Source organism: Bradyrhizobium icense (assembly GCF_001693385.1).
Classification (GTDB): domain Bacteria; phylum Pseudomonadota; class Alphaproteobacteria; order Rhizobiales; family Xanthobacteraceae; genus Bradyrhizobium; species Bradyrhizobium icense.
Genome location: NZ_CP016428.1, coordinates 4,365,794 through 4,389,187 on the forward strand (window position 1 = coordinate 4,365,794; position 23,394 = coordinate 4,389,187).

Here is a 23,394-nt window from a genome sequence, read left to right on the forward strand (position 1 = left end):
CTCAGGTATCAGCGGCCGTCGGGTGTACGAACGCCGGCCCAGCTATCGCGTACCTGATGATAGTGCACGCTCGGGTCATAAACCGTCGTGGGCAGGTTGAGCACCTGCGGCGACAGACGGCCGATCGTGTTCAGCACGGAGTACGACGCCACCACGCGGTCATGCTGCGCGGTGACGAGCGCGACGCGCGCATTGACCAGCGCCTGCTGCGCGTTGAGCACGTCGAGCGTGGTGCGCTGTCCGGCCTTGGCTTCCTCGCGCACGCCGTTAAGCGCGATTTCCGACGCCTGCACCTGCGCCTGGGCGGAGGCGACCTGCGCTTTGCCGGCAACGAGCTGCCCCCATGCCGTGACCACGTTGGCACGGGTCTGGTCGCGGGTCTGGTCGAGAACGAGGCGCTGCTGCGCCACCGTTTCCTTGGACTGCCGGATCAGCGAATATTCGGCACCGCCCTGATAGATCGGCACCGAGAGCTGCGTGGTCACGGAGGCGCCGAACGAGCGGAACTGGATCAGGCTCTGCTCATAGGACTGCTGCACCGCGGCCTGCACTGTGACGGTCGGCAGCAGCGCGCCTTCGGCGACCTTGACCTGGAGATAGCTGACGTCGATGCCGAACATCGCCGCGGTGACGTTCGGGTTTTGGATCAGGCCGAGCTCGACGGCGGCCGGCAGCGTCGACGGCAGGAAGCGGTCGACTGGCGAGCCCGGCGCCAGCGCCACCGGCTCGCTGCCGATGATGCGACGGAAGTTCGACCGCGTCGTGTTCAGGTTGGCTTCCGCGGTCAACAATTGAGTCTTGCCGGCAGCAAGCTGCGCCTCCGACTGCGCCACGTCGGTGCGCGTCACTTCGCCGACATTGAACCGGTCGCGGGTCTGTTTCAGCGTCTGCTCGAGCACGCGAACGTTGCTCTTCTGCACCTCGACGATGGCGGAATCGCGCAGATAGTCCATGTAGATCGTCGCGGCACTGAGCAACACGGTCTGCTCGAGCGCCCGCAGCGCTTCGCGTGCGCCGGAAACCTGGCCCTCCGCGGCCCGGGTCCTGTTTGCGGTCTGCTGGCCGTTGAACAGCGTCTGCGTGACGGTCCCACCGATGCTGCGCGGCGCATTGGCGCCGACAATAGGAGTTTTCACGAGCCTGGTTTCGTCACCACCCTGCGTGCTCAGCGTATCCGTATATTGGACGCCCGCGCTCGCCGTGACCGCGACTCTCGGGCGGTAGCCCGACAGCGCCTGCGGCACGTTCTCGTCGGTGACGCGCACCTGCGCGCGCTGTGCATTGAGCTGCGGATTGTTCTGATAGGCGCGCACCAGGGCCGCCTCAATCGTGTCGGCCAAAACGGGCGTCGAGCCCATGCATACTAATAGAAGGGCCGAAGCTGCAGCCCCGGCAAATGCCTTCACCCCACGCATCCCAAGCAATCCAATCATTCTGGTCCGCCCGGCCCACCATCATGTTCGCACATGATCATTAACCGAACGTCGCTTCACTCGAAGTGAGTCCCGGCTCACCTTATTCCGCACGTACGCTGGACGGAACACCCCCGCAAGCTAACGCCGTCGAAACTCTTCACGTGGGGCAATCCGGCCACACTTCTGATTTCGAAGGGGATTTAGACGGCCACGGGGGGCGAATATTGGGCGTGGGAAGGGCTGAAAGGCTAGAAAACGAAGGCCGGAACAAGTTCCATGCCGGGCAGCACCGGGGCAACGGCATCGAACAGCGTCCGGTGACCGAAATCGCCATGCGAACAGGTCACCATGGTGGCCCGCGCGGGCTGCGATATCGCAAAAACGCCCACCAATCGGCCATCATTGCGCAATTGCCCGTAGAGTCGCTCCGGCACGATCTCGGTTGCGCCGTTCAGCACAATGACATCGTAGGGCGCGTTCGCCGGGTCGCCATCGGCCGGTGCCGCAGTCCGGACCGTGACGTTTCCGCAGCCATTTCCGACCAGAATCGCCTGCGCCTTCGCCGCCAGCGCCGAATCGCTCTCCGTCGCGGTCACTTGGGCAGCGAATCGGGCAATCACGGCGGCGGCGTATCCGGTGGCGCAGCCGACCACGAGGACGCGATCGCTCTCCCTGATCTCGGCCGCCTGCAGCATCTTCGCCAGCACGGCCGGCTTGATCAGGAAGCGCTTGGCCGAGCCCCCTTCGCTGACGTCGAGATCGAGGTCCAGATAGGCCAGCGCCTGCTTGGTTTCGGGAACGAAGGCCTCGCGCGGCACCGCGAGCATGGCATCGATAATTCGGATATCGGTCACGTCGCTCGGACGCACCTGACCATCGACCATTTTCTGGCGCGCGGTCGCAAAACCGGACATAGGCGAAGACCCTGAAAGCATGCGGCGTTGCCGCCGGGGGAGCTGAAACCGGGCCATCTTTGGTACAAGCTCCCGCAAAACGCAACATGCGGGCGCCTGTTACGGGCCACCGCCGCCGGGGAAAAAGCCGCTGCCCTCGCCTACTCTATCGTGACGGCTAATCGGGCGATCAGTCGCGCGACCTCATCCAGATGCTCGTTGTCATGTTCTTCAACGGCTTGCGCGAGCCGACGCAGGCATTCGTCGTCGCTCATGGCGGGAACGTCGCTCGGAACGATCGGCGGTGCCGCACGTGTCAGGTCGGTCACATTGGCAGGCATCGAATCAACTCCCATGAAACCCGATACCAGGAAGGCTCCGGGCCGATTGAGTCGAATTGGCGGCCCCATCCAGGGCTCCTATAGACGACGCAATTGCCGGCGCCCGGTTCCGCCCGCCGTCTGCCCCGGGGACGAAAACGGCGACAAATCGTTGTAGCGCGGGGACTTTCCGGCCCTGCTTCAAGCAAGTGCAGGACCTGCGATTTGGTCCTTTGCAAGCCCGAAAGGCTTTGTTATACGCTGCCCGCTCGCGAACCTTTGTTTCGCCTATTCCTCGGTAGCTCAGCGGTAGAGCATTCGACTGTTAATCGAATGGTCGCTGGTTCGAATCCAGCCCGGGGAGCCAGTAGCCTTCGTCCGTGGTTATCTTTAGGGGTCCGCGGACATTCAGACCTCCTGTCAAATCATTGAAGAAGCAGCCTTTCCGGGTCACCATGCCCGTCACGTGCTGTTTGCTCCTGTTCGGGGACAACCACCCGAAATGACAGTATCGGACCAGGACGGAACGGGTCCGATACTGTCATGGGCGGGTTTCGATACTGTCATTTGTGTCTGCTCCGTTCGGTCAACAGGGTGACCCTGCCCGCATTATGCGCCGTCCAGGTAGTGTGCCTTCTGCGCCGGGTAGTAGTCTTCGAACGACGGCAGCGCCTTGCCCTCGCGCGCCGCGACCAGCATGTCGAGATAGTATTCCCAGCCCGGCCCTACGTCGCCCGCGAGTTTCCGGTCGCTCAGGTGCTGCACGAAGCGCATCTCGGTCGTGTCGTCCATCTGCGTCAACGTCAGCTCGATGCGCCACTCGCCGTAGTCATCTTTCATCATGACGACGAGGCGGCGCGGCGCCTCGCATTCTTCGATCGTCACGTTCGTCCACGGCTGGCCCTTCTCATGGACCAGTTGCAGCCGCACGATCTTGCCCGGACCGGCGTCGCCTTCCCAGTTGCCGAACCAGCGCGCGGTGTTCTCGGACTTCGTCACGCTCGTCCAGACGTCATCGATGGGTGCGCGGAACGTGCGCGTGAGGATCAGGTCGTTGCCATGAACGTGGCCGGTGGGCTTGGGGCTCATGCTCTCTCCTTCTTGTTGTCGCTCGCGCTTTACGCGGTGGAGCTCGGTTTGCGTGATCGTCGAGGGCATGAGATGTAGCATCTTCTGCTCTGCCGTCATTCCTGCGGTGGTTTGCCTGGGGTGCCGGGCGGCACGGCGGCATGGGTGACGTTTCGTCGTTTTGGGGATCGTGGCGTTCGATCGCGCTTACGAGGCGAGGCGGTCGCCGCTCAGCGCCTTCCGGAACACGGGCAACATGACCGTACCGCCGCCTCTATTGAGGCTGCTCCGGCGACGAACTGGTGACGCCCGGAACTACCAACACGTCGGCTTCGGAATTGCGCAGCACCTCCTCTGCCACGCTTCCCAGAAAGAACTTGGCTGGCCCTGTTCTGCCATGAGTTCCGATCACCACAAGATCGACCTTGTGCTTGTGAGCGCAGTCCCGGATCGTCTCCGGCGCAGAGAGTTCGATGAGTTGAACGAAGCGTTGGTTCGGCCACAGATCGACCTCTTGCAGGAACTTTGAGAGCTCTCCTGCAGCGCGCTCCTCCTCGTCGGCAATGTAATCCTTCAACTGATCCATCGTCATGAGCGAGTGGGTCGTCATACTCCGGGCCGGGGCGTCGAAGGCGTGCAGGACAAGAACTTCGATGTGATCAAGCAAGCCCAGCTTTCGTGCCTCCTTTGCCGCGATCGCCGAGCGGTCCGAAAAATCGGTCGCGACCAGAACACGGATATAGGTGCCTGCTGGAACTGCGTTCGCCATGATGACAGGGCGTCGGCTCCGTCCAATCGTCCGCTCGATCGTCGTGCCGATGAAGACGTCCCGCAAGGCTTGCCGCCTGTGAGGTCCCATCACAACGACATCTGCATCGGCGCGCTCCGCCGCCTCGGCGATTGCCTGAAATGGTTCGCCGAGGACCACGCGCGTCTCGCAATGCACGCGGTCGACTTCGCGCAGTGTGGCGGCGAGATCGTTCAGCAGCTCTCCTGCTGCGCGCTCCTCGGCCTTCACCAGCCGCGGCGGCTGATCGTCATCCACGACGTGGACGAGAACGATCTCGGCGGAAACCTGCCGCGCCAGGAGGGTTGCTCGACGCAAGGCGCGATCTGAGCGGGTCGAGAAGTCGGTCGCAACGAGTATCCGCTTCATATTCCGCCTTCTCCCCTGAGCTTGCGCAACGGTTCGACTGCGAAGGTGTCTACTATATCAACAATGGACCGTCAGGTCACGACGAGCGTTGATCTCCATCAAGTGACGCAAGAGCGGCATCAGCTACGTTTAACTGTGTTGATGAATGAGCCAGGTACGCATGCGCAACGCGGCATCCACCACACCGTCTGTCACGACTGCGGCGCGCGAGATCGACTCTCGGTCGCGCGCGCCCGACCTTGCATGGCATGGCATCAGCTCTGATGCCGCTCTGGACGCGCTTCGCACGAATGTCGACGGCCTCTTCGAGCACGAAGCGGCACGTCGCCTCGAGACGTATGGTCCAAACCGCCTGCCCGAAGGTCCTCGCCGCAGCGCCCTGACACGATTCCTGCTGCAGTTTCACAACCTGCTCATCTATGTCCTTCTGGCGGCGGGGGTGCTCGCAGCGATGATCGGCCATGGGACGGACGCGCTGGTCATCTTCGCCGTTGTCCTGGTCAACGCGATCATTGGTTTCATTCAGGAGGGGCGTGCGGAGAAGGCGCTGGACGCCATCCGCGCGATGATCGATCCGCATGCCTCCCTTATTCGAGACGGTCGCCGCGTGACGATTGCCGCGGACAAAGTCGTGCCCGGCGACATCGTGTTGCTTGAGGCAGGGGACCGGGTGCCAGCCGACCTGCGACTCGTCAAGGCGCGCAATCTCCGGGTGGACGAGGCAATCCTCACGGGCGAATCCGTCCCGGTCGACAAGGCTGTGAAGGCCGTCGAAACAACCGCTGCCCTCGGCGATCGTTTCCCGATGGCATTCTCTGGGACGTTCGTCACCACCGGCCAGGGGACTGGGGTCGTCGTAGCGACCGGCCCGGCCACCGAGCTGGGGCGCATCAGCTCCATGATCGGGGCGGTGGAACGGCTTGCTACTCCCCTTGTCCGGCAGATGGACCAGTTCGCGCGGCAGGTCACCGTCGCCGTGCTCGGCATCTCGGCGCTCGTATTCGTCTATGCCGTGGTCATGCAGGCCTATGGCCTTGATGATGCCCTCATGGCTGTTGTCGGCTTGGCCGTCGCGGCGATCCCAGAGGGTCTGCCGGCAGTGATGACCATCACCCTCGCGGTGGGTGTCCAGCGCATGGCGCGCCGCAACGCCATCATTCGCCGCCTACCCGCTGTCGAGACGTTGGGCTCGGTCTCAGTAATCTGTTCCGACAAGACTGGCACGCTGACCCGCAACGAAATGACGGTGCGCAATGTTGTCACAGCCGATCGGACGATGGCGGTGGAAGGCTCCGGATACAGGCCGGAGGGCCATTTTCGCAGCGAGGCAGGTGAACCTCTCGATCCCGCCGCCGATCCTGTCCTCGAGGAGCTCTCGCTCGCCGCGCTCCTCTGCAACGATGCTGGTCTGCGGCAATCCGGCGAGGACTGGACGGTGGATGGCGACCCCATGGAAGGAGCGCTGGTGTCGTTCGCGATCAAGGCCGGGCATGATGCCGTTGCGGCCCGCGTCGGCTTTCCGCGCCTCGACGAAATCCCGTTCGACTCCCGCCATCGGTACATGGCAACGCTAAACGCGCGCAGCGGCCATGCACCGGTTGCCTACGTGAAGGGGGCTCCGGAACGCGTCCTTCAGATGTGCACACATGTCGCGACGCCGGAGGGCGAGCGCCGGCTCGATCGTGAGGCCTGGCACAGGCAAGTCGATCAACTCGCGATGAACGGCCTGCGTGTAATTGCGCTCGCACGTCGTACCATGAAGGACGGCGAACATGCGGTGACGCCGTCCGATATCGAGCATGAACTCACCCTGCTCGGCTTGGTGGGGCTGATTGATCCGGCGCGGCCAGAGGCGATTTCTGCGATCGCCGAGTGCAAGGCGGCTGGGGTGCGGGTCAAAATGATCACCGGCGACCACGCCGCGACCGCCCGCGCGATCGCCGCCCAACTTGGACTCGCCGATGATCCGAAGGCCATAACCGGTCAGGAACTTGATGCACTTGAGAATGCACGGTTCCGGGAGAACGCCTGCGAGGCGACTGTCTTCGCTCGAACCAGCCCCGAACACAAGCTCCGGCTGGTCGAGGCGCTTCAGGCCGACGGTTCCGTCATCGCAATGACCGGCGACGGCGTGAACGACGCGCCCGCACTGAAGCGGGCTGATGTCGGCGTCGCCATGGGCGGTAAAGGCACCGAGGCCGCCAAGGAGGCGAGCGAGATGGTGCTCGCGGACGACAATTTCGCCTCCATTGTCGCGGCCGTCCGCGAGGGCCGGACTGTCTATGATAATCTCACCAAGGTGATCGCCTGGACACTGCCGACCAATGGCGGCGAGGCTTTTACTATCATTCTTGCCATCCTGTTCGGCCTCACCCTGCCGGTTACGCCAGTGCAGATCCTCTGGATCAATATGATTACGGCCGTTGCCCTCGGCCTGACCCTGGCGTTCGAGCCGACCGAACCGGGCGCTATGCGCCGCCCTGCACGCCCCGCCAACCAGAGAATCCTGTCTGGCCGGCTATTATGGAGAATCCTACTCGTCTCTGCCCTGATGGTCGTCGGCACGTTCGGTGTCTTCGCCTGGGCCACCGAGCGCGGCGTGCCGCTCGAAACGGCCCGCACAATGGCCGTGAACACAATCGTCGTGATGGAGATCTTCTATCTTTTCAGCGTGCGTTATGTTCACGGCACTTCCCTGACCTGGCAGGGTGTGCTCGGGACACGCGCGGTACTCATCGGGGTTGCGACCGTCATCGTCGCACAGTTCGCGTTCACCTATCTGCCGCCGATGCAAGCCGTCTTTGCCACCCGTCCAGTACCACTAGGCGATGGCGTTGCCATCGTGGCGGTCGGAGTCGTGCTATTTGCCATCGTCGAGGCCGAGAAACGGATCGCAGCCCTGGTCAGCCTGAGAAGAGACTGAGGGTCTAAGCTATCGAACGGCTACGTCAGGGAGCCAGAGTTCCCGAACCAATTCGAATTGGCGCCTCCGCCGTCCGTTCCACTGGTCTTAGCCCAGACCAGCGTGCTCATCTTCTTTGGTCCCAGGCGCCGACGTTGCGCTCAGGACGCACCCAAACGCTAAATTACGTGTACATTAGGAGGTAGGAGCCGCACAGTCTGGATCGGATTAGTCGGCAACGTCCGAGCCCTCCGGCCAGCGCAAGGAGGTCCATGACCGACGTCGTATTTCACGAGATCGCTTGGCTGCTGCTCGGTGCTGCTGCCATCGGGTTGCTCGGCGCCGCCCTGCGCCAGCCTGTGATCGTGAGCTTCATCGCGGTCGGGATCGCGGCCGCTGCCTTCTTCGACAGTAGCGCTGAAACGGCGAGTCAGGTCCGCTTTCTTGGGGAGCTCGGCGTTGCGCTCCTCCTGTTTCTGGTTGGTCTCAAGCTCGACTGGCGTCTGGTCAGGACCCTTGGCCCGGTCGCTCTTGCCACCGGGCTCGGCCAGGTTGTCTTCACGGCGGGCGCCGGCTTCCCTATTGGCCTTGCCCTTGGGCTCGACTGGCTGACCAGCCTGTATGTGGCTGTCGCCCTGACTTTCTCCTCCACGATCATCATCGTGAAGCTGTTGAGCGACAAGCGCGAGCTCGAGACGCTGCACGGCCGCATCGCCCTTGGTTTCCTGATCGTCCAGGACATCGTCGTCGTGCTCGCCATGGTCGTGCTGTCGACGATCGGGATCGGTTCCGCGCAGGTCGAGAGCGGCCCCGCCAAGCTCTTCACCATCGGCGCCTCGCTGCTCGGTGTTATGGCGGCCCTCATCTTGTTCGTCCGCTATCTCGCCGATCCGCTGATGGCGCGACTCGCACGTACCCCGGAGCTGCTGGTCATCGCCGCCATCGGCTGGGCAGCGACGGCGGCTGCAATCGGCGACATGATCGGCCTTGGCAAGGAGCTCGGCGGACTCGCCGCTGGCGTCTCGATCGGTTCCACGCCCTATCGGGACTTGGTCTCGGCGCGGCTTACCGCGCTGCGCGACTTCCTGCTGCTCTTCTTCTTCTTATCGATCGGTACCACGCTCGACCTGTCCACCCTCGGACAGGACGTCACGCGGGCCATTGTCTTTTCCTTGTTCGTGCTGATCGGCAACCCGCTGATCGTCCTCCTCATCATGGCCTGGATGGGTTACCGCGCCCGGACCGGGTTCCTCGCCGGCCTCACCGTCGCCCAGATCTCGGAGTTCTCGCTGGTCTTCATGGCGATGGGGCTCAGTCTCGGCCATGTCGATCAGTCTGCGGTCGGGCTCGTCACCCTGGTCGGCCTCGTGACAATTGCCCTGTCGGTCTACATGATCACCTATTCTCAGCAGCTCTATGCCTGGTGCCGGCCGCTGCTCCGGCCATTCGATTTCGGATCGTGGCGGGAAGCAGTAGCGGAGAACGATGAAGACAAGTCGACGGTCGATGTCATCATCTTCGGCCTCGGCCGCTTCGGCAGCCAGCTCCTGAGGCGCCTTGAGGACGCCGGCTACAACGTGCTCGGCGTCGACCTCGACCCCGAGACCATCAGGCGCTTTTCGCGTCAAGGCTACCAGGTCCGCTATGGCGATGTGACCGAGCAGGAGTTCTGGGCCGAGCTGCCGCTGACCCATGCACGCTGGGTCGTGCTCTCGGTCCCATACGGCACAATCCTGCTGACCGAGACCGATCCGCGCAGCGGACTCCTCACCGCGGTCCGCACCCACCGCTTCGGCGGACGCGTCGCTATCACCGCTCGCAACGATCAGGAAGCCCGCCGCCTTCAGGAAGGCGGCGGCGTCGACCTCGTCCTCTATCCTTTCGACGATGCCGCAACCTTGGCCGCCAAGCAGATCACAGACTTGGATGAGGAAATCGCCACGAAAGAGGCAGTAAGGACGCTTACCCCCGCCGCGCTCGCTTCCGCTGCGCCCGAAGGTCAGTCGCGGGTGATCATCGTCGGATGTGGGCGCGTCGGCGATCTGGTGAGCGAGATGCTCGCCCGGCATGAGGTGCCCCATGTCGGCCTGGATAGCGATTCGGCTCTCGTCGCCCGCGAGCGGCGGCGTGGCAGGCCAATCTTCTACGGCGATGCCACCAGTCCGGAACTGCTTCGCCGCTTCGGGATCGCTTCCGCCCAAGCACTCGTCGCGACAATGGATAACCCGGTTGCGGTGGAATCGGTCGTCACGGCTGCGCGTGCCGAACGGCCCGATCTCATCATCGTTGCACGGGCTCGCGACGCCGAGCATGCAGCCAAACTCTATGATCTGAACGTCACCGACGCCGTGCCCGAGGCGATCGAAGCGAGCCTGCAATTGTCCGAAGCCCTGCTCGTCAACATCGGCGTTCCCATGGGTCTCGTGATTGCCTCCATTCACGAAAAGCGCGACGAATTTCGCAGCGCCCTTCAGGGGCCCGGCAGGGAGGGCCGGCTTCGGCGAGCAATCCGCGCGTCCACCCGAAGAAAGAGCGGTGGCGAAGCGTAGCGAGCCAGAGGCCTCATAAGATAAACGCGCCGGCCTTGCCCTTGGTCCGGGGATATCGCCGAGGAACGCCTCCTTAGGGGCGAACATGGGCTGTCACGCAACCTGGCGGCCCCGCATTTAATTTGAGCAAATTAATTACACCACACTTGACTACCTATATAATCTCTGAGAGATTCCATTTAATAAATCGATAAAAATTGGGGTGTCTATTATGAGCAAAATATTTAAATTTTTGGCCGCGGGTTTACTCGCGGGTTTGGTGCATTCACCGGCAAATGCAGCCGTCGTGAGTTTCACCGGCGACGGCAATTTCTCCAACGTCACGAATTGCAGCGGCGGCAGCCCGGGCTGCTCCATTTCCGCCGACAAGAACGTGCTCAAAATGTCGGGCGCGTCGTGGCCGACAGGCCAGCCGAGCACGCTGACCATCACGGACATCACCGGCACCAACATCACGACGGATCAGAACGATTACGTCATCGGCATGATCACCTGGGTGAACCGTGCAACCTACAACACGGACCAGAACTTCAACGTCCAATACACCTTCACGCTGAATTTCACCTCACCGAACAACTCGTTTGATTCTCAGGTGTTCAACCTGAACATCACGCAGCCGACCAATCCGACGCCAGACAACGTCTTCAACATCAGCCAGGCGACGCTCAACAATCTTGGTCCGTTCACCCTCAACGGCGTCACGATTTCCGACATTCATTTCGCTGAATACGGTGATGGATGGTACAACGGAAGCACGTGGAAGAACCCGGAGTATGGAACGTCCACGCTTAAAATCCTGGCAGACTTCACCTTCGCAACGGCGGCCCCGCCCGTCCCGGAAGCCTCGACATGGGCAATGATGATCCTCGGTTTCGCCGGCGTCGGCTTCGTGGCCTATCGCCGCAAGCGCGCTGGAAGCGCGCTCCCGGCGGCCTGATCTCGCTCACCGAAAACAACGGGAAAAGCCGCCCGTGATCCGGTCGGCTTTTGTCTGCCGGCATCTCCGACGCCCTACCTCGCCGCAATCGCGGCAATAAACAGCGCGCTAGCCGCCGTGGATGCGACCGTCCGCACGTGGTTCCAGAATGTCCAGTCCGTCAGGTAGCGCGCCCATAATGATGCCGCCTCATCGCTTGCCGGATCGGCGGCGGCAAGCGCGTTGTTCAGGGGAACGTTGAGGACCATCGTGACGATGAACATGCCGAGCACGTAGATCACGCCGCCGGCCAGCATCGCCATCGCTCCGGGCTCGCTCCAGCGCAACAGCGCGGTCACCGCCAGCGCCGCACTCGCCGCCGTCGTTCCGAGGAAGATCGGTATGAACAGCGACTGCACGATCGTGGTGTTGATCGCATTCATCGCCGCGATGCCGGAGGCCTGTCCGATCCGGCCAAGCGCCGTCATGATGAAGGTCGAAAACGCGAAGTAGAGGCCGGCGAGCAGGCCGCAGCCGATGGCACAGAACCACAGCAGGCCGGTGATCAGCATCTGCAGCATGATCATGCCCTCCAGACACCGGTCGCGGCAGTTCGGCGGGCATAGTCGGAAAAGTCCCGTGCGGGACGCCCGAGCGCCTGCTCGACGCCGTGTGCGACAGCCGAATTGCGCCCGTCGAGCACGACGGTGAACAGGTCCAGCATCAGTTCGATCACGTCGTCGGGCATATGGGGCCGCATGCCGGCCGCAAAATCTTCCGCCGCGATCTGCCGGTATCGGACCGGGCGCCCGGCAGCATCGGCGATCTCGGCAACAGCCTGCGCGAACGTCAGCGCGCGCGGTCCCGTCACCTCGTAGATCTTGCCGGCATGGCGCCGATCGGTCAGCGCGGCGACTACGACTTCGGCAATGTCGTCGGCGTCGATGAACGGTTCGGGCACGGCGCCGGCCGGCAACGCGATTTCGCCGACGAGCACGCCTTCAAGCAGATATCCCTCGGAGAAATTCTGATCGAACCAGCTTGCGCGCACGATGGTCCATGGAACGCCGGATTGCCGCAGCGCCGCCTCCGCCCGCTGCGCGCCCGGCTCGCCGCGCCCCGACAGTAATACGACGCGCTCAAGCTCATTCTCGCGCGCCAGCCGGCCCACTTCCGCGATCGCATCAGCGGCACCTTCGACCGCAAGGTCCGGCTGGTAGGTGACATAGGCCATCGAGACGCCGGCAAACGCAGCCGGCCACCCCTCGGGCTTGGTCCAGTCGAACGGGACAGGGGTCGTGCGCGATACCGGCCGCGTTGCGATGCCGCGCGCCTGCAGCAGCGCATCGACGCGCGCGCCGGTCTTGCCCGCGCCGCCGACGATCAGGATCGGGAGTTCTGCCATGGATCAATCCTTTCGGAGCACAACACGAGAATGTCTCGTATTTGCTAAACCCGATAAACTCTCGTATTAGTAACGTCAAGTCGCTTTTATGTGAGAGGACCGATGGCAAGGCGGAAAGCCGGACAGAAGACGGCCGCAATAGCTGCGCCCGCGTTGGCGCGGCTGGTCCCGACCCAGCAGCGCAGCCGCGAGCGGTTCGAGAAAATCCTGGCATGCGCGGCAGAGCTGATGGCCGAGAAGGGCAGCGAAGCCTTCCGCATGAGCGACGTCGTCGAACGCGGCGGTGTGCCGTTCGGCTCGCTCTATCAATACTTTCCGGACAAGACGGCGATCATCGGCACACTCGCCGAGCGCTACAACGCGATCGGCCGCGATTGCGTCCGGCGCGACCTCGCCGTGGTCAAGACAGCCCGGGATCTGCATCCGGCCCTGTGCCGCGTGACCGACAGCTACTATCAGATGTTCATGGACGTGCCGCTCATGCGCGACATCTGGCAAGCGACACAGGCCGACCGGGCTCTGCAGAAGCTTGACGAGGAGGACGGCGTCTATCTCGCCGGGCTGCTCGGCGACGCACTAAGGCGGATCGCACCCGATGTATCAGCAACTGCGCTGGCCTCGTTTTCCCAACTGATGATGACGCTGATCGCGGCGACAGTCCGCCATGCCATCGCGCAGGACACCAAGGAGGCCGTCCGCATCCTCACTTTGTTCAAGCGAATGCTGCCGAAGAATCTGGCGGCGCTGGAGACGTGAGACGTCGGCGCGGGGACGCCGTGTGCCGCCCCCTACCGCTCGAACACGGCAGCGCAGGCCGCGCTTAGGCTCGCCTTCTGCCGGCGCAGGCAGGCGGTGATGGCGCGCGCGTTCGGGATCTCGCCGGCACAGAGCCGGTAGACGTCGGGCGTGCAGGCCCTTCGCTGTTCGGGCGTGCCTTGTTGAGCGTGGGCCGAACCGCTCGCCATCAGCGTGAGCAGGAAACCGAGCGTCGAAGCCCGGCGGGAGCGACGGAGCAGTGCCGCACTTCGCGCAAACCTCGCCTTCATGACCGCATCTCCCGGATCTTGCCCGCCTTGACAAGGCAGGCGTCACCTAGCCGGATACGCGAACCAATTTTTGCAGAATGTGATTTCTCTCACACGTCCCGCGCGGGTGCGGGCCTAGCGTTCGCGCGAGGAACTCAACACTTTAGTAACCAGCTTTGCCGCAGGGGCCGAATCGGTAAAATTCGAGCGATCCGTTCAATCCGACAACAAAATACATTTGAGATCATCGCCTCTGGAACCCCGGAGAGCGCGATGAGCGAAGTTGAATACGATTTGCTGCTGGAAACCGTGCAGACGGCCATTGCGCCAGCCCCGGAGGATGATTTCGTGGTCCAGACCCAGCGCTTTTCTCCGTTGCCGCGCGCCGCCAACGACAACCAGGGCCCTTGGCCGCTGGTTCCGTTTCCTGAGGGCTGGCACGCCGCCTGCTGATCGCAGCCGGCTTGCTGCGGCCTCTTATAGTCGGTCTAAGTCGTTGATTATATGGATGGAGGCCACGACCAGAATTGAACTGGTGTACACGGTTTTGCAGACCGTTGCGTAACCACTCCGCCACGTGGCCCCTTGAGCGGCGTTTAATATAGAGTGTCAGGCACTTAGGCAACCACCCTCGCCCGCTCTCTTGCAACTTCTGAAACTGAGCCCCAGTGTCCTAGGTTGATTTGGGGAGCGTCCTATTTGCCTAACATCTCTGGTGGGAACGGCACATGAGCGCACTCACCACGCTAGCCATCTACCTCGGACCCTTCATCGTGCTCGGGATCGCTACGAAGCTTCTAATGAAGCGAAGGGCGGTTGATCTCGGCGACGTTCAATCGGAAGCGGGCTCGAACCGGAGACCGCGCAAGGTGTTCCTCCTCGGAGCATGGCGGACTGAAGATTAAGACCGCCTCAGTCGGCGGACGTATCGCCGAGACGATTGTTCCGAAGACCGAGTTTGGCGGTCCTTGCGCGGATGCCCCCTACCGTCCGCTTCATTTCCAGTGCGATGGCCCTTGGGGGCTTGCCGCCGCCGATCAGCGAGCGCAGCAGTGCATCGTCTTCCGCTGTCCATTCGGCGCCGCTCAGTTGAAAGCGCTCTTCGCGGACCGTTTCCTTGGTTGGCGGTGCAAACCTCGCCCAGCCCAACGTCTCATGGAAAATGACGACAAAGGCGATCCAGAGAACGATAGCCCGCCCCTCGGACAAGGCGGCCGACTTGAGATGTTCCGCGCTGAACGTCGCGGGCAGCAAAGCGTCCAGCGCAGGCCAGATGTATAAAGCGATTGAATTGACGAAATAGACGTACAGCGACACGAAGGGGCCGGAGATGACGGCTCCCATGGCCGCGATCAGCCAAAGCGGCAGGCTTCGCCCGGCTGTTTTGCTCACCAATTGCGTGGCAAGGCCGGTCAGGCACCAGGGCACAATAGCGAGCGAGAGAACATAAAGCGTTGCCCCGGCGCCTCCCATGATGGCCGCATACGGTCCGAGAACGACCGAAAGCATCGCCAGCACGATCGGAACGCCGCCGAAGAAAGTGAGATCGATCCAGGCCTGTTTGGACAGGCGCCGATGCGCCGCAAGTTCCATCACGTTGCTCCACGTGCATCCGGTCCGTCTGTCATAGTGCGGGCGCAAGAATGCAGCAACATCGCGACAGCACAACGCCAACGCCTGTCTTCGACTGGAGACCAGCGCCGGCCGTTCAATTGCAGTATTTGGGGCCCAAATTCCGTAAGCATCGAGGGCGCTCACCGGCCGAAGATCTCTTCGGCCAGAGGTGAACTGCTTACGTGAATGCCCGGTGCGCACCTTACAATAGCATGCTGATGGCCACGACGACGAACGGCGCAGCCACCAGCAGGACCGGCCAAAGCCGGAACATCAGGCGGCGAGACTATTACCTGCTGCAATTTTCTTTTTGAGCGTCTCGCAGACGGTGCGGACTTCGGACGTCATCAAGGAACAATCCTCGATCTGCAGGAAGTAGCGCTTTCCTTCTTCGCGATAATTCGCCGCCAATTCCTTGATCTCGGACACCATGGCGTGAACGCCAGCAACCATCGCCTCACATCTTTTGGCGGCGTCGGACAGTTCCGCACCGAGCGCTTCAATCTCTTTCACCGCCGCGTCGTATTCGCGGACCACAGCCTCGGCTGAGAGTTTGCCGACCTGATTGACCCCTTCCTTGTGCTCGACATAGTCGGGCATCGGGCCTTTGGGTAACGGGTGATCGTCGCTGTGGGGTCTCTCCCGAACGATGGGCGCTTGTCGGGCGTTGTGGATGAGGTGGCCGATTTCCCCTTCGATTTCATTAGCGTCAAGCAATGGAGAGCGAGTGAGGATTTCAGTGCTTAAAGACATCGACTTTGCTCCAAATTGTTACGCGGAGAGCAAAGAATTTAGCACCGTCAACAGGGATGTCATCATTGTCCACAGACCGCTATGTCTTCTTGCAGACATTGGAACCGACATGTTGGTATCATGATCATGACGGATTATCGGGCAACGCTGCACAATTTGAGGTTCACCGATCTCGTCGACGCAGCCCTTGTTTGAGAGCTGGGCGTCGCGAAGGATGCAGGCCACAGACGGGACCCTCATGGTTGGCGAAGCCTCATCGGGCCGCGCTACGCAGAACCCGTTGGCGCTCCTCGCCATGAGGGGCTTATGACGCGCAGTAGGATTAGACGCGCTTGCGACGGCGGTAGTCCCGCTTCTTCGGCTTCGGGGCGAGTTCCGGCATTTCTGCCTGCACTTGCCGATATCGCACCAGCATGCGTTCAAAGCTGGCGTTGAGCGCCTCTGCGATCTCGGGCCGCTTCTCGAGCCCGGCCAGCAGCAGGCCTGCGGCCTCGATGGTGGAGAGGCCGTCGCGTCGCGGCTCCTTGCGGAGCTTGCCGTAACGCGAGGGGCGTTTCGGCCCCAGAATGACCCGCTGGCATTTCAGCATCCACGCGTTGCGCCACCATAGCGCCTTGGCCTGGCTCCAGGTGCCGTCCAGCAGCACGACGCCTTCAATGTCGGAGAGGATGGCGCGCTGGTGCGGCTCGACCTCACCCTTGCGGTTGATCGCCACGATCTCGGCATCGGTATCGAGATCGGCGACCTTGGCAGAACCGAGATAAAGCACCGCCCAGCGCGAGGGATCGTCGACCTTCCGTCCCAGCGCCTTGGAGAGGCTCGGCCAGGACAGGCCGATTTTGACTGTCGCGTCCTTGAAATGCATCGCGGTCAGCCGCGCGGTGCCGAGCGCCCTGTCCTGCTCCTGCGGATGCTGCAGGATAAGGACCGAGATTTTGCTCTCGATGGGCGTGACGCTGTCGCAGATGCAAAGCGGCAGCGGCTTGCCGCAACGCGGACAGTCCGGAACGGCCTCCACCGCCGCTCCGGCCTGAGGATTGGATTGATCTGACATCCGCCCGCTATACGCTTTCCGCAGCCGGTAATCCAACTATTCGGCGGGCGCGGCGATGGCGGCCGGCTGGGATCGCTGCCGCAGCCGGTCGATCAGGAGATAGATCACCGGCGTGGTGTACAGCGTCAGGATCTGCGACACGAACAGTCCGCCGATGATGGTGATGCCGAGCGGCCGGCGCAGCTCGGTGCCGGGGCCGGTGGCGATGACCAGCGGAATGCCGGCGAACAGGGCCGCCATCGTCGTCATCAGGATCGGCCGGAAGCGGGCGCGGCACGCCTCGAAGATTGCGTCCGCCGACGACAGGCCGCGGTTGCGTTCGGCGTCGAGGGCGAAATCCACCATCATGATGCCGTTCTTCTTGACGATGCCGATCAAGAGGATGATGCCGACGAAGGCAATCACCGTGAGCGGCGTATTCGTCACCTGCAGCGCGAGCAGCGCACCGAGCCCTGCGGACGGCAAGGTCGAGATGATCGTGAGCGGATGCGCCAGGCTCTCATAGAGTACGCCGAGCACGATATACATTGCGACCAGAGCACCTAGAATCAGAAGCGGCTGCCGCGCGCTGGTCCTGTTGAAATCACCGGCATTGCCGTCGAAACTGCCGCGGATGCCTTCCGGCATATGCAGTTCCTCGACCGCGCGCTGGATATTGGAGGTCGCGACTTCCAGCGGCACGTCGGGCAGGAGATTGAACGAGACCGTCGTCGAAGGAAACGATTGCGAGTGGTACACCGCAAGCGGCGACAGGCCGCGCTGGTAGCGGACCACGGCCGATAGCGGCACCTGGGCGTCATTGGCGCCGGCCACATAAATCCGCTCCAAATTGGAAGGATCGCTCTGGAATTTCGGATCGATCTCCAGCACCACCATGTACTGGTTGCGCTGGGTATAGATGATCGAAATCTGGCGCTGCGCGAACGCGTTGTTCAGGGCGTTATCGATATCCTGGACGCGAACGCCGAGGCTCGAGGCGGTCTTGCGGTCGATCACCAGCGACAATTGCAGCCCGCCGGGGTCGCGGTCGCTGGAGATGTCGGTGATGCCCTCCACCGTCTCCATGCGCTTGGCAACCAGCGGAGCCCACTTCTGCAGGAGCTCGAGGTTCGTGCTCGACAGCGTATACTGGTAATCGGAATCGCTCTGGCGGCCGCCGGTGCGGATGTCCTGTGCGGCGAACATGAAGAGGCGGATGCCGGCCACGCGGTAGAGATTGCGCCGCAGACGGTCGATCACCTGCGCCGTCGACATGCCCGCCCGCTCCTCGGGCGGCTTTAAGCTGATGAACATCGTGCCGCGATTGGAACCGCCGCCGCCCGGCCCGGCGATGCCGCCGAGCGAGGAGCCGACGCCGGCGACCGCCGGATCGGCCATCACGATATCGGCCAGTTGCTGCTGCAGTCCGAGCATCGCCTGGAACGAGGTGTCCGGCGAAGCACGCGTCGAGCCGATCACAAAGCCGCTGTCGTCGGTCGGGAAGTAGCCTTTCGGCGTCTTGATATAGAGCACCACCGTCAGCGCGATCGTGGCAAAGAACACGAGCAGGGTCAGGAACGGAAAGCCGAGCACCGCCCGCAGCGTCCAGGTGTAGAAGGAAACGATGCGCGACAGCGTGCCCTCGACCAGGCGGTCGAACCAGGTCGCACGATCGGACGTTGCTTCCTTGATGTAGTGCGCGCAGATCATCGGCGTGATCGTGAGCGACACCACGGTCGACACCACGATGGCAAAGGTCAGCGTCAGCGAGAACTCGCGCAGCAAGCGGCCGACGATGCCGTCCATGAAGATCAGCGGCGTGAAGGCTGCTATCAAGGACAGGCTGATCGACAGCACGGTAAAGCCGATCTGCTTGGCGCCTTCCAGCGCCGCGGGATACGGCGCCATGCCATGTTCGAGGTTGCGGTACATGTTCTCGATCATGACGATGGCGTCGTCGACCACGAAGCCGACGGAAATCGCCAGCGCCATCAGCGACAGATTGTCGATCGAGAAACCGGCGAGCCACATCCCGGCGCAGGTGCCGGCCAGCGCCAGCGGCACCGACACGCCGGCCGCGATCGTCGGCGTCAACCGCCGCAGGAACGCGAACACCACCACCATGACGAGAAATACCGTCGCCAGCAGCGTGTACTGCATGTCGAGCACGCTGGCGCGGATGGTTCCGGTGCGGTCGACGAGGGTCGAAATTTCCACGCCGCCGGGCAGCCACTGCTTCAGCTCCGGCAGCAGCGCCCTCACCCGATCGACAGTATCGATCACGTTGGCATCGCCCTGCTTGGTGATCTGGATCAGGACCGCCGGCTGCTTGTTGAACCAGGCGATCGAGCGGCTGTTGCGGACGGAGTCCTCGACCTCGGCGACGTCGGCCAGGCGGACGAAATTGCCCGCCGAGCTCTTGATGATGATGTCGCGGAATTCGGCCGCGGTCCGCATCTGCTTGTTGGTCGAGATCGTCTCGCTCTGGCGGCCGCCGTTGAAAATGCCGACGGGCCCCAGCGGATTGGCATTGATGATGGCGAGCCGCACGTCGTCGGTCGCGATATCAGCATTCGACAGCGCCACCGGATTGAGCGCAATCCGCACCGCGGGTTGATCGGCGCCGGAGACGAAGACCTCGCCGACGCCCGGTACCTGCGAGATGCGCTGGGCGATCACGGTGTCGGCGACGTCGTACATTGCGCTCGTCGTCAGCGTCTTCGACGTCAGCGCCAGCACGAACACCGGCGCGGCTGCGGGATTGGCCTTGCGGAAGCGCGGCAATGACGGCAGGTCGGTCGGCAGATCCGCCAGCGAGGCGTTGATCGCGGCCTGCACGTCGCGCGCAGCGCGGTCGATGTTGCGGCCGATCGAGAACTGCAATTGGATACTGGTGGTGCCGAGCGAACTGGTCGAGGTGATCCGGTCAAGGCCCGCAATCTGGCCGAGCCGGCGTTCCAGCGGCGCAGCAACTGTCGAGGCCATCACGGAAGGATCGGCGCCGGGACGGGTGGCGGACACCCGGATCATCGGGAAGTCGACATTGGGCACCGACGAGACCGGCAGAAAGACATAGGCGACGATGCCGACCAGAAAGAGCCCGATCGCCAGCAGTGTGGTGCCAACCGGCCGGCGAATGAAGGGCTCCGAGATCGATGCCATCTACTGCATCCCCTCGGTGGCGCCGGCGACTGTGGGTCCGGGCGGCCCTGGGTCCGGTACCGCCTTCTCGATTTTGCGATTGATCCGGTCGAGCGCCAGGTAGATCACCGGCGTCGTATAGAGCGTCAGCAACTGGCTCAGCAGCAAGCCGCCGATGATGGAGATGCCGAGCGGAAAGCGCAATTCTGCGCCGGTGCCGCTTTCGATCGCCAGCGGCAGCGCGCCGAACAGTGCGGCGAGCGTCGTCATCATGATCGGACGGAAGCGCAGCAGGCACGCCTGCACGATCGCATCCCTGGGCGACATGCCCTGATGCCGTTCGGCTTCAAGCGCGAAGTCGATCATCATGATCGCGTTCTTCTTGACGATGCCCATCAACAGGATGATGCCGATCAGGCCGATCACCGACAGGTCCTGCCCGAACAGCATCAGCGCGAGAATGGCGCCGACGCCGGCGGACGGCAGTGTCGAGAGAATGGTGATCGGGTGAATGTAGCTCTCGTAGAGCACGCCGAGCACGATGTAGATGGTGACGATCGCGGCCAGGATGAGCCATGGCTGGCCGGCGAGCGATTTGGAGAATTCGGCCGCATCGCCCGAGTAGACGCCGACGATGCTGCCGGGCATGCCGATCCTGGTCTCGATCTGCTTGACCGCCGCGACGGCATCGCCCAACGCCTCGCCGGGGGCGAGGTTGAAACTGAGCGACACCGCCGGAAACTGCGCGAGATGCGAGATCGCCAGCGGCGCGGTGGTGCGGGTCAGCGTCGCCACCGCCGACAGCGGCACCTGGGCGCCGGGCGCGCCGGCGGTCGTGCTCGCGGCCCCCGGGAGATAGAGTTTCGACAGGATCGACGGATCGCGCTGGTACATCGGCATCGCCTCCAGCACCACGCGATACTGGTTGGCCTGGCCGTAGATCGTCGAAATCTGCCGCTGCGCAAAGGCGTCGTTGAGGGTGTCGTTGACCGCCTGGAGGCTGACGCCGAGCTGGCCCGCGCGTTGACGATCGATGTTGAGCGCGGCGCGCAAGCCGCCCTCCTGCGCTTCCGACGAGACGTCGCGGAACAGCGGATCCCGGCGCATCTCGGCAACGAGCTTCTGCGACCACAGCGATACCTGGGCGGCATCGGTGCCGGTCAGCGTATACTGGTATTGCGAGCGGCTCGACTGGGTGGAAATCTGCACGTCCTGCACCGGCTGGAAATAGATCGTCATGCCGGGAATCTTCGCCGTGCGCTGTTTCAGCCGGTCGACCACGACGGAAATATCATCGTGCCGCTCGCCGCGCGGCCTCAGCGTCATCACCAGGCGCCCAACATTCGTGGTCGGATTGACCGAGCCGGCCCCGATCACGGAAACCACGCCGATCACGTCCGGATCGGCCTGGATCGCCGCCGCCGCCGTCGCCTGCCGGCTTTGCATCTCGGCAAAGGAAACATCCGGGCCGGCCTCGGTCACCGCAGTGATTGACGCGGTGTCCTGCAGCGGCAGAAAGCCCTTCGGCGCGATCACATACATGAAGAGCGTCGCGGCGATGGTGGCGAAAGTCAGGGCCAACGTCGCGCGCTGGCGCTGCAGCACCCACAGCAGCGTGCGATGGTAGAAGGCGACCATGCGGTCGATGAAGCGGCTGACGGCGGCAAGCCCCGGGACCGTCATCTCTTCCCCGACGTGCTTCAAGAGTCGCGAACACATCATCGGCGTCAGCGTCAGCGACACGATCGCCGAGGTCACGACCGCGATTGTCAGAGTGAGCGCAAATTCGCGGAACATGCGCCCGACCAGCCCGGACATGAACAATAGCGGGATGAACACCGCGATGAGCGACACCGTCAGCGAGATCACGGTGAAGCCGATTTCGCTGGCGCCCTTCAGCGATGCCTCCATCACCGATTCGCCGTCTTCCATGTGGCGGACGATGTTCTCGATCATGACGATGGCGTCGTCGACCACGAAGCCGGTTCCGATCGTCAGCGCCATCAGCGACAGATTGTCGAGGCTGAAGCCGCAGAAATACATGATGCCGAAGCTCGTGATCAGCGACAGCGGCAGCGCCACGCCCGCGATCATGGTCGCGCGCAACGACCGCAGGAACAGCAGCACCACCAGCGTAACCAGCACCACGGAAAGGATCAGCGTGAACTGCACGTCACGCACCGAGGCGCGAATGGTGACGGTCCGGTCCGAAACGATGTTCAGATTGACGCCGGCCGGGATCGCGCGCTGAACCTTGGGAAGTTCCTCGCGGATCTGCCGAACAACTTCGATGACGTTGGCGCCGGGCTGCCGCTGGATGTCGATGATGACCGCCGGCGTGCCCTGATACCAGCCGCCGGTCCGGTCGTTTTCCAGTCCGTCGATGATGATGGCGACGTCGCCAATCGTGACCGGCGAGCCGTTGCGGTAGGCGATGATGATCGGCTTGTAAGCCTCCGCCGCCGCGATCTGGTCGTTGGCCGCGATGGTGTAGGCCTGCTGTGCGCCGTCGAGCGATCCTTTCGGCCCGGAGACGTTGGCGCCCGCGATGGCGTTACGCAGATCTTCCATCGAAATGCCGTAGGCCGCGAGCCGCGCCAGATCGGCCTGCACCCGCACCGCAGGCTTGAGCCCGCCGAGGATGGCAACGCGCCCGACGCCGGAAATCTGGCTGAGCCGCTGGCCGAGGATCGTGTCGGCGATGTCGCTCATGGCGCGCAGCGAAATCGTCTCCGATGTCAGCGCCAGTGTCAGGACCGGCGCATCCGCCGGGTTGACCTTGGCGTAAGTCGGCGGATACGGCAGGTTCCTTGGCAGGATTCCTGCCGCGGCATTGATAGCGGCCTGCACGTCCTGGGTAGCGCCGTCGATATCGCGGTTGAGGTCGAACTGCAGCGAGATCTGGCTGACGCCGAACGAAGAGGTCGACTGCATCGAGGACAGCGAGGGAATCTGCCCGAGCTGGCGCTCTAGCGGCGCCGTGATGAGCGAGGCGACCACGTCGGGGCTGGCGCCCGGCAGTTGCGTCGTCACCTGCACGGTCGGGAAATCGACCTGCGGCAGCGCCGAAACCGGCAGCGCCCAATAGCCGAGCGCGCCGCCGATCATCAGCGCGATCCCCAGTAGCGAGGTCGCGATCGGCCGGCGGATGAACGGTTCGGAGACGCTCATGGTTGCGTGCTCACTTTACGAATTCATTTCAGG

Annotated in this window: 18 protein-coding genes and 2 tRNA genes; 6 read left to right on the forward strand and 14 right to left on the reverse strand. The window is 63.1% G+C overall.

The genetic code is table 11. The features are described 5' to 3' along the window. Nucleotides 1-8 precede the first annotated feature (8 nt). The 3 genes from LMTR13_RS20570 to LMTR13_RS20580 all read right to left on the reverse strand — a co-directional run bounded on the left by LMTR13_RS20570 (nt 9) and on the right by LMTR13_RS20580 (nt 2,718). A complete protein-coding gene (locus LMTR13_RS20570) occupies nt 9-1,415 on the reverse strand; it encodes a TolC family outer membrane protein (protein WP_065729417.1) in 1,407 nt (468 codons plus the stop codon). Between the two features lie 248 nt (nt 1,416-1,663). Further along, nucleotides 1,664-2,329 (reverse strand): protein-L-isoaspartate O-methyltransferase family protein, encoded by a 666-nt coding sequence (locus tag LMTR13_RS20575; protein WP_065729418.1) that lies wholly within the window; start codon nt 2,327-2,329, stop codon nt 1,664-1,666. Between the two features lie 140 nt (nt 2,330-2,469). Next, nucleotides 2,470-2,718 carry a hypothetical protein gene (locus LMTR13_RS20580; protein WP_418219708.1) on the reverse strand — a complete coding sequence of 83 codons (249 nt, stop codon included), beginning with the start codon at nt 2,716-2,718 and terminating at the stop codon, nt 2,470-2,472. Nucleotides 2,719-2,920: 202 nt separating this feature from the next. On the opposite strand from LMTR13_RS20580, the gene LMTR13_RS20585 reads away from it, so the two are divergent. Then, nucleotides 2,921-2,995: transfer RNA gene (locus LMTR13_RS20585), tRNA-Asn, on the forward strand. Nucleotides 2,996-3,237: 242 nt separating this feature from the next. Here LMTR13_RS20585 and LMTR13_RS20590 read toward each other — a convergent pair. Next, nucleotides 3,238-3,717, reverse strand: a complete 480-nt coding sequence (locus LMTR13_RS20590) for an SRPBCC family protein (RefSeq protein ID WP_065732844.1) — start codon at nt 3,715-3,717, stop codon at nt 3,238-3,240. A gap of 253 nt (nt 3,718-3,970) precedes the next feature. Further along, entirely contained in the window at nt 3,971-4,852 is an 882-nt protein-coding gene (locus tag LMTR13_RS20595; protein WP_065729420.1) for a universal stress protein, read from the reverse strand. Nucleotides 4,853-4,997: 145 nt separating this feature from the next. Between LMTR13_RS20595 and LMTR13_RS20600 the strand changes: the two genes are divergently transcribed. From LMTR13_RS20600 to LMTR13_RS20610, 3 genes are all read left to right on the forward strand, one after another. Continuing rightward, nucleotides 4,998-7,775 carry a cation-transporting P-type ATPase gene (locus LMTR13_RS20600; protein WP_236843035.1) on the forward strand — a complete coding sequence of 926 codons (2,778 nt, stop codon included), beginning with the start codon at nt 4,998-5,000 and terminating at the stop codon, nt 7,773-7,775. Between the two features lie 251 nt (nt 7,776-8,026). Then, nucleotides 8,027-10,303: a cation:proton antiporter family protein gene (locus LMTR13_RS20605; protein WP_065729422.1), complete on the forward strand. Its 2,277-nt coding sequence runs from the start codon at nt 8,027-8,029 to the stop codon at nt 10,301-10,303. Between the two features lie 211 nt (nt 10,304-10,514). Further along, nucleotides 10,515-11,240, forward strand: coding sequence for a choice-of-anchor K domain-containing protein (locus tag LMTR13_RS20610; RefSeq protein ID WP_156795693.1), 726 nt, complete (start codon nt 10,515-10,517; stop codon nt 11,238-11,240). Nucleotides 11,241-11,314: 74 nt separating this feature from the next. Here the strand turns inward: LMTR13_RS20610 and LMTR13_RS20615 are convergent, their stop codons facing one another. Continuing rightward, nucleotides 11,315-11,800 (reverse strand): anthrone oxygenase family protein, encoded by a 486-nt coding sequence (locus LMTR13_RS20615; protein WP_065732845.1) that lies wholly within the window; start codon nt 11,798-11,800, stop codon nt 11,315-11,317. 2 nt (nt 11,801-11,802) lie between these two features. Further along, on the reverse strand, nt 11,803-12,624 hold the full coding sequence (locus LMTR13_RS20620) for an NmrA family NAD(P)-binding protein (protein ID WP_065729424.1): 822 nt from the start codon (nt 12,622-12,624) through the stop codon (nt 11,803-11,805). Nucleotides 12,625-12,726: 102 nt separating this feature from the next. On the opposite strand from LMTR13_RS20620, the gene LMTR13_RS20625 reads away from it, so the two are divergent. Continuing rightward, the gene (locus tag LMTR13_RS20625; protein ID WP_065729425.1) at nt 12,727-13,380 is read left to right on the forward strand and encodes a TetR/AcrR family transcriptional regulator; all 654 of its coding nucleotides are present in this window, start codon (nt 12,727-12,729) and stop codon (nt 13,378-13,380) included. A gap of 32 nt (nt 13,381-13,412) precedes the next feature. Here LMTR13_RS20625 and LMTR13_RS20630 read toward each other — a convergent pair whose 3' ends face one another. Continuing rightward, nucleotides 13,413-13,670 carry a hypothetical protein gene (locus tag LMTR13_RS20630; protein ID WP_065729426.1) on the reverse strand — a complete coding sequence of 86 codons (258 nt, stop codon included), beginning with the start codon at nt 13,668-13,670 and terminating at the stop codon, nt 13,413-13,415. 252 nt (nt 13,671-13,922) lie between these two features. Here LMTR13_RS20630 and LMTR13_RS20635 point away from each other — a divergent pair, with 252 nt between their 5' ends. Beyond that, the gene (locus tag LMTR13_RS20635) at nt 13,923-14,102 is read left to right on the forward strand and encodes a hypothetical protein (RefSeq protein ID WP_065729427.1); all 180 of its coding nucleotides are present in this window, start codon (nt 13,923-13,925) and stop codon (nt 14,100-14,102) included. Nucleotides 14,103-14,158: 56 nt separating this feature from the next. Here the strand turns inward: LMTR13_RS20635 and LMTR13_RS20640 are convergent. The 6 genes from LMTR13_RS20640 to LMTR13_RS20665 all read right to left on the reverse strand — a co-directional run bounded on the left by LMTR13_RS20640 (nt 14,159) and on the right by LMTR13_RS20665 (nt 23,361). Beyond that, a tRNA-Cys gene (locus LMTR13_RS20640) sits at nt 14,159-14,232 on the reverse strand. Between the two features lie 329 nt (nt 14,233-14,561). Then, nucleotides 14,562-15,242 carry a hypothetical protein gene (locus tag LMTR13_RS20645; protein ID WP_065729428.1) on the reverse strand — a complete coding sequence of 227 codons (681 nt, stop codon included), beginning with the start codon at nt 15,240-15,242 and terminating at the stop codon, nt 14,562-14,564. Nucleotides 15,243-15,536: 294 nt separating this feature from the next. Beyond that, entirely contained in the window at nt 15,537-16,016 is a 480-nt protein-coding gene (locus LMTR13_RS20650; protein WP_236843036.1) for a hypothetical protein, read from the reverse strand. Between the two features lie 322 nt (nt 16,017-16,338). Further along, complete coding sequence (locus LMTR13_RS20655) at nt 16,339-17,070, reverse strand: tRNA-uridine aminocarboxypropyltransferase (RefSeq protein ID WP_065729429.1); 732 nt, start codon at nt 17,068-17,070, stop codon at nt 16,339-16,341. Nucleotides 17,071-17,106: 36 nt separating this feature from the next. Beyond that, nucleotides 17,107-20,211: an efflux RND transporter permease subunit gene (locus LMTR13_RS20660; RefSeq protein WP_065729430.1), complete on the reverse strand. Its 3,105-nt coding sequence runs from the start codon at nt 20,209-20,211 to the stop codon at nt 17,107-17,109. Further along, nucleotides 20,212-23,361: an efflux RND transporter permease subunit gene (locus tag LMTR13_RS20665; RefSeq protein WP_065729431.1), complete on the reverse strand. Its 3,150-nt coding sequence runs from the start codon at nt 23,359-23,361 to the stop codon at nt 20,212-20,214. Nucleotides 23,362-23,394: the final 33 nt, after the last annotated feature.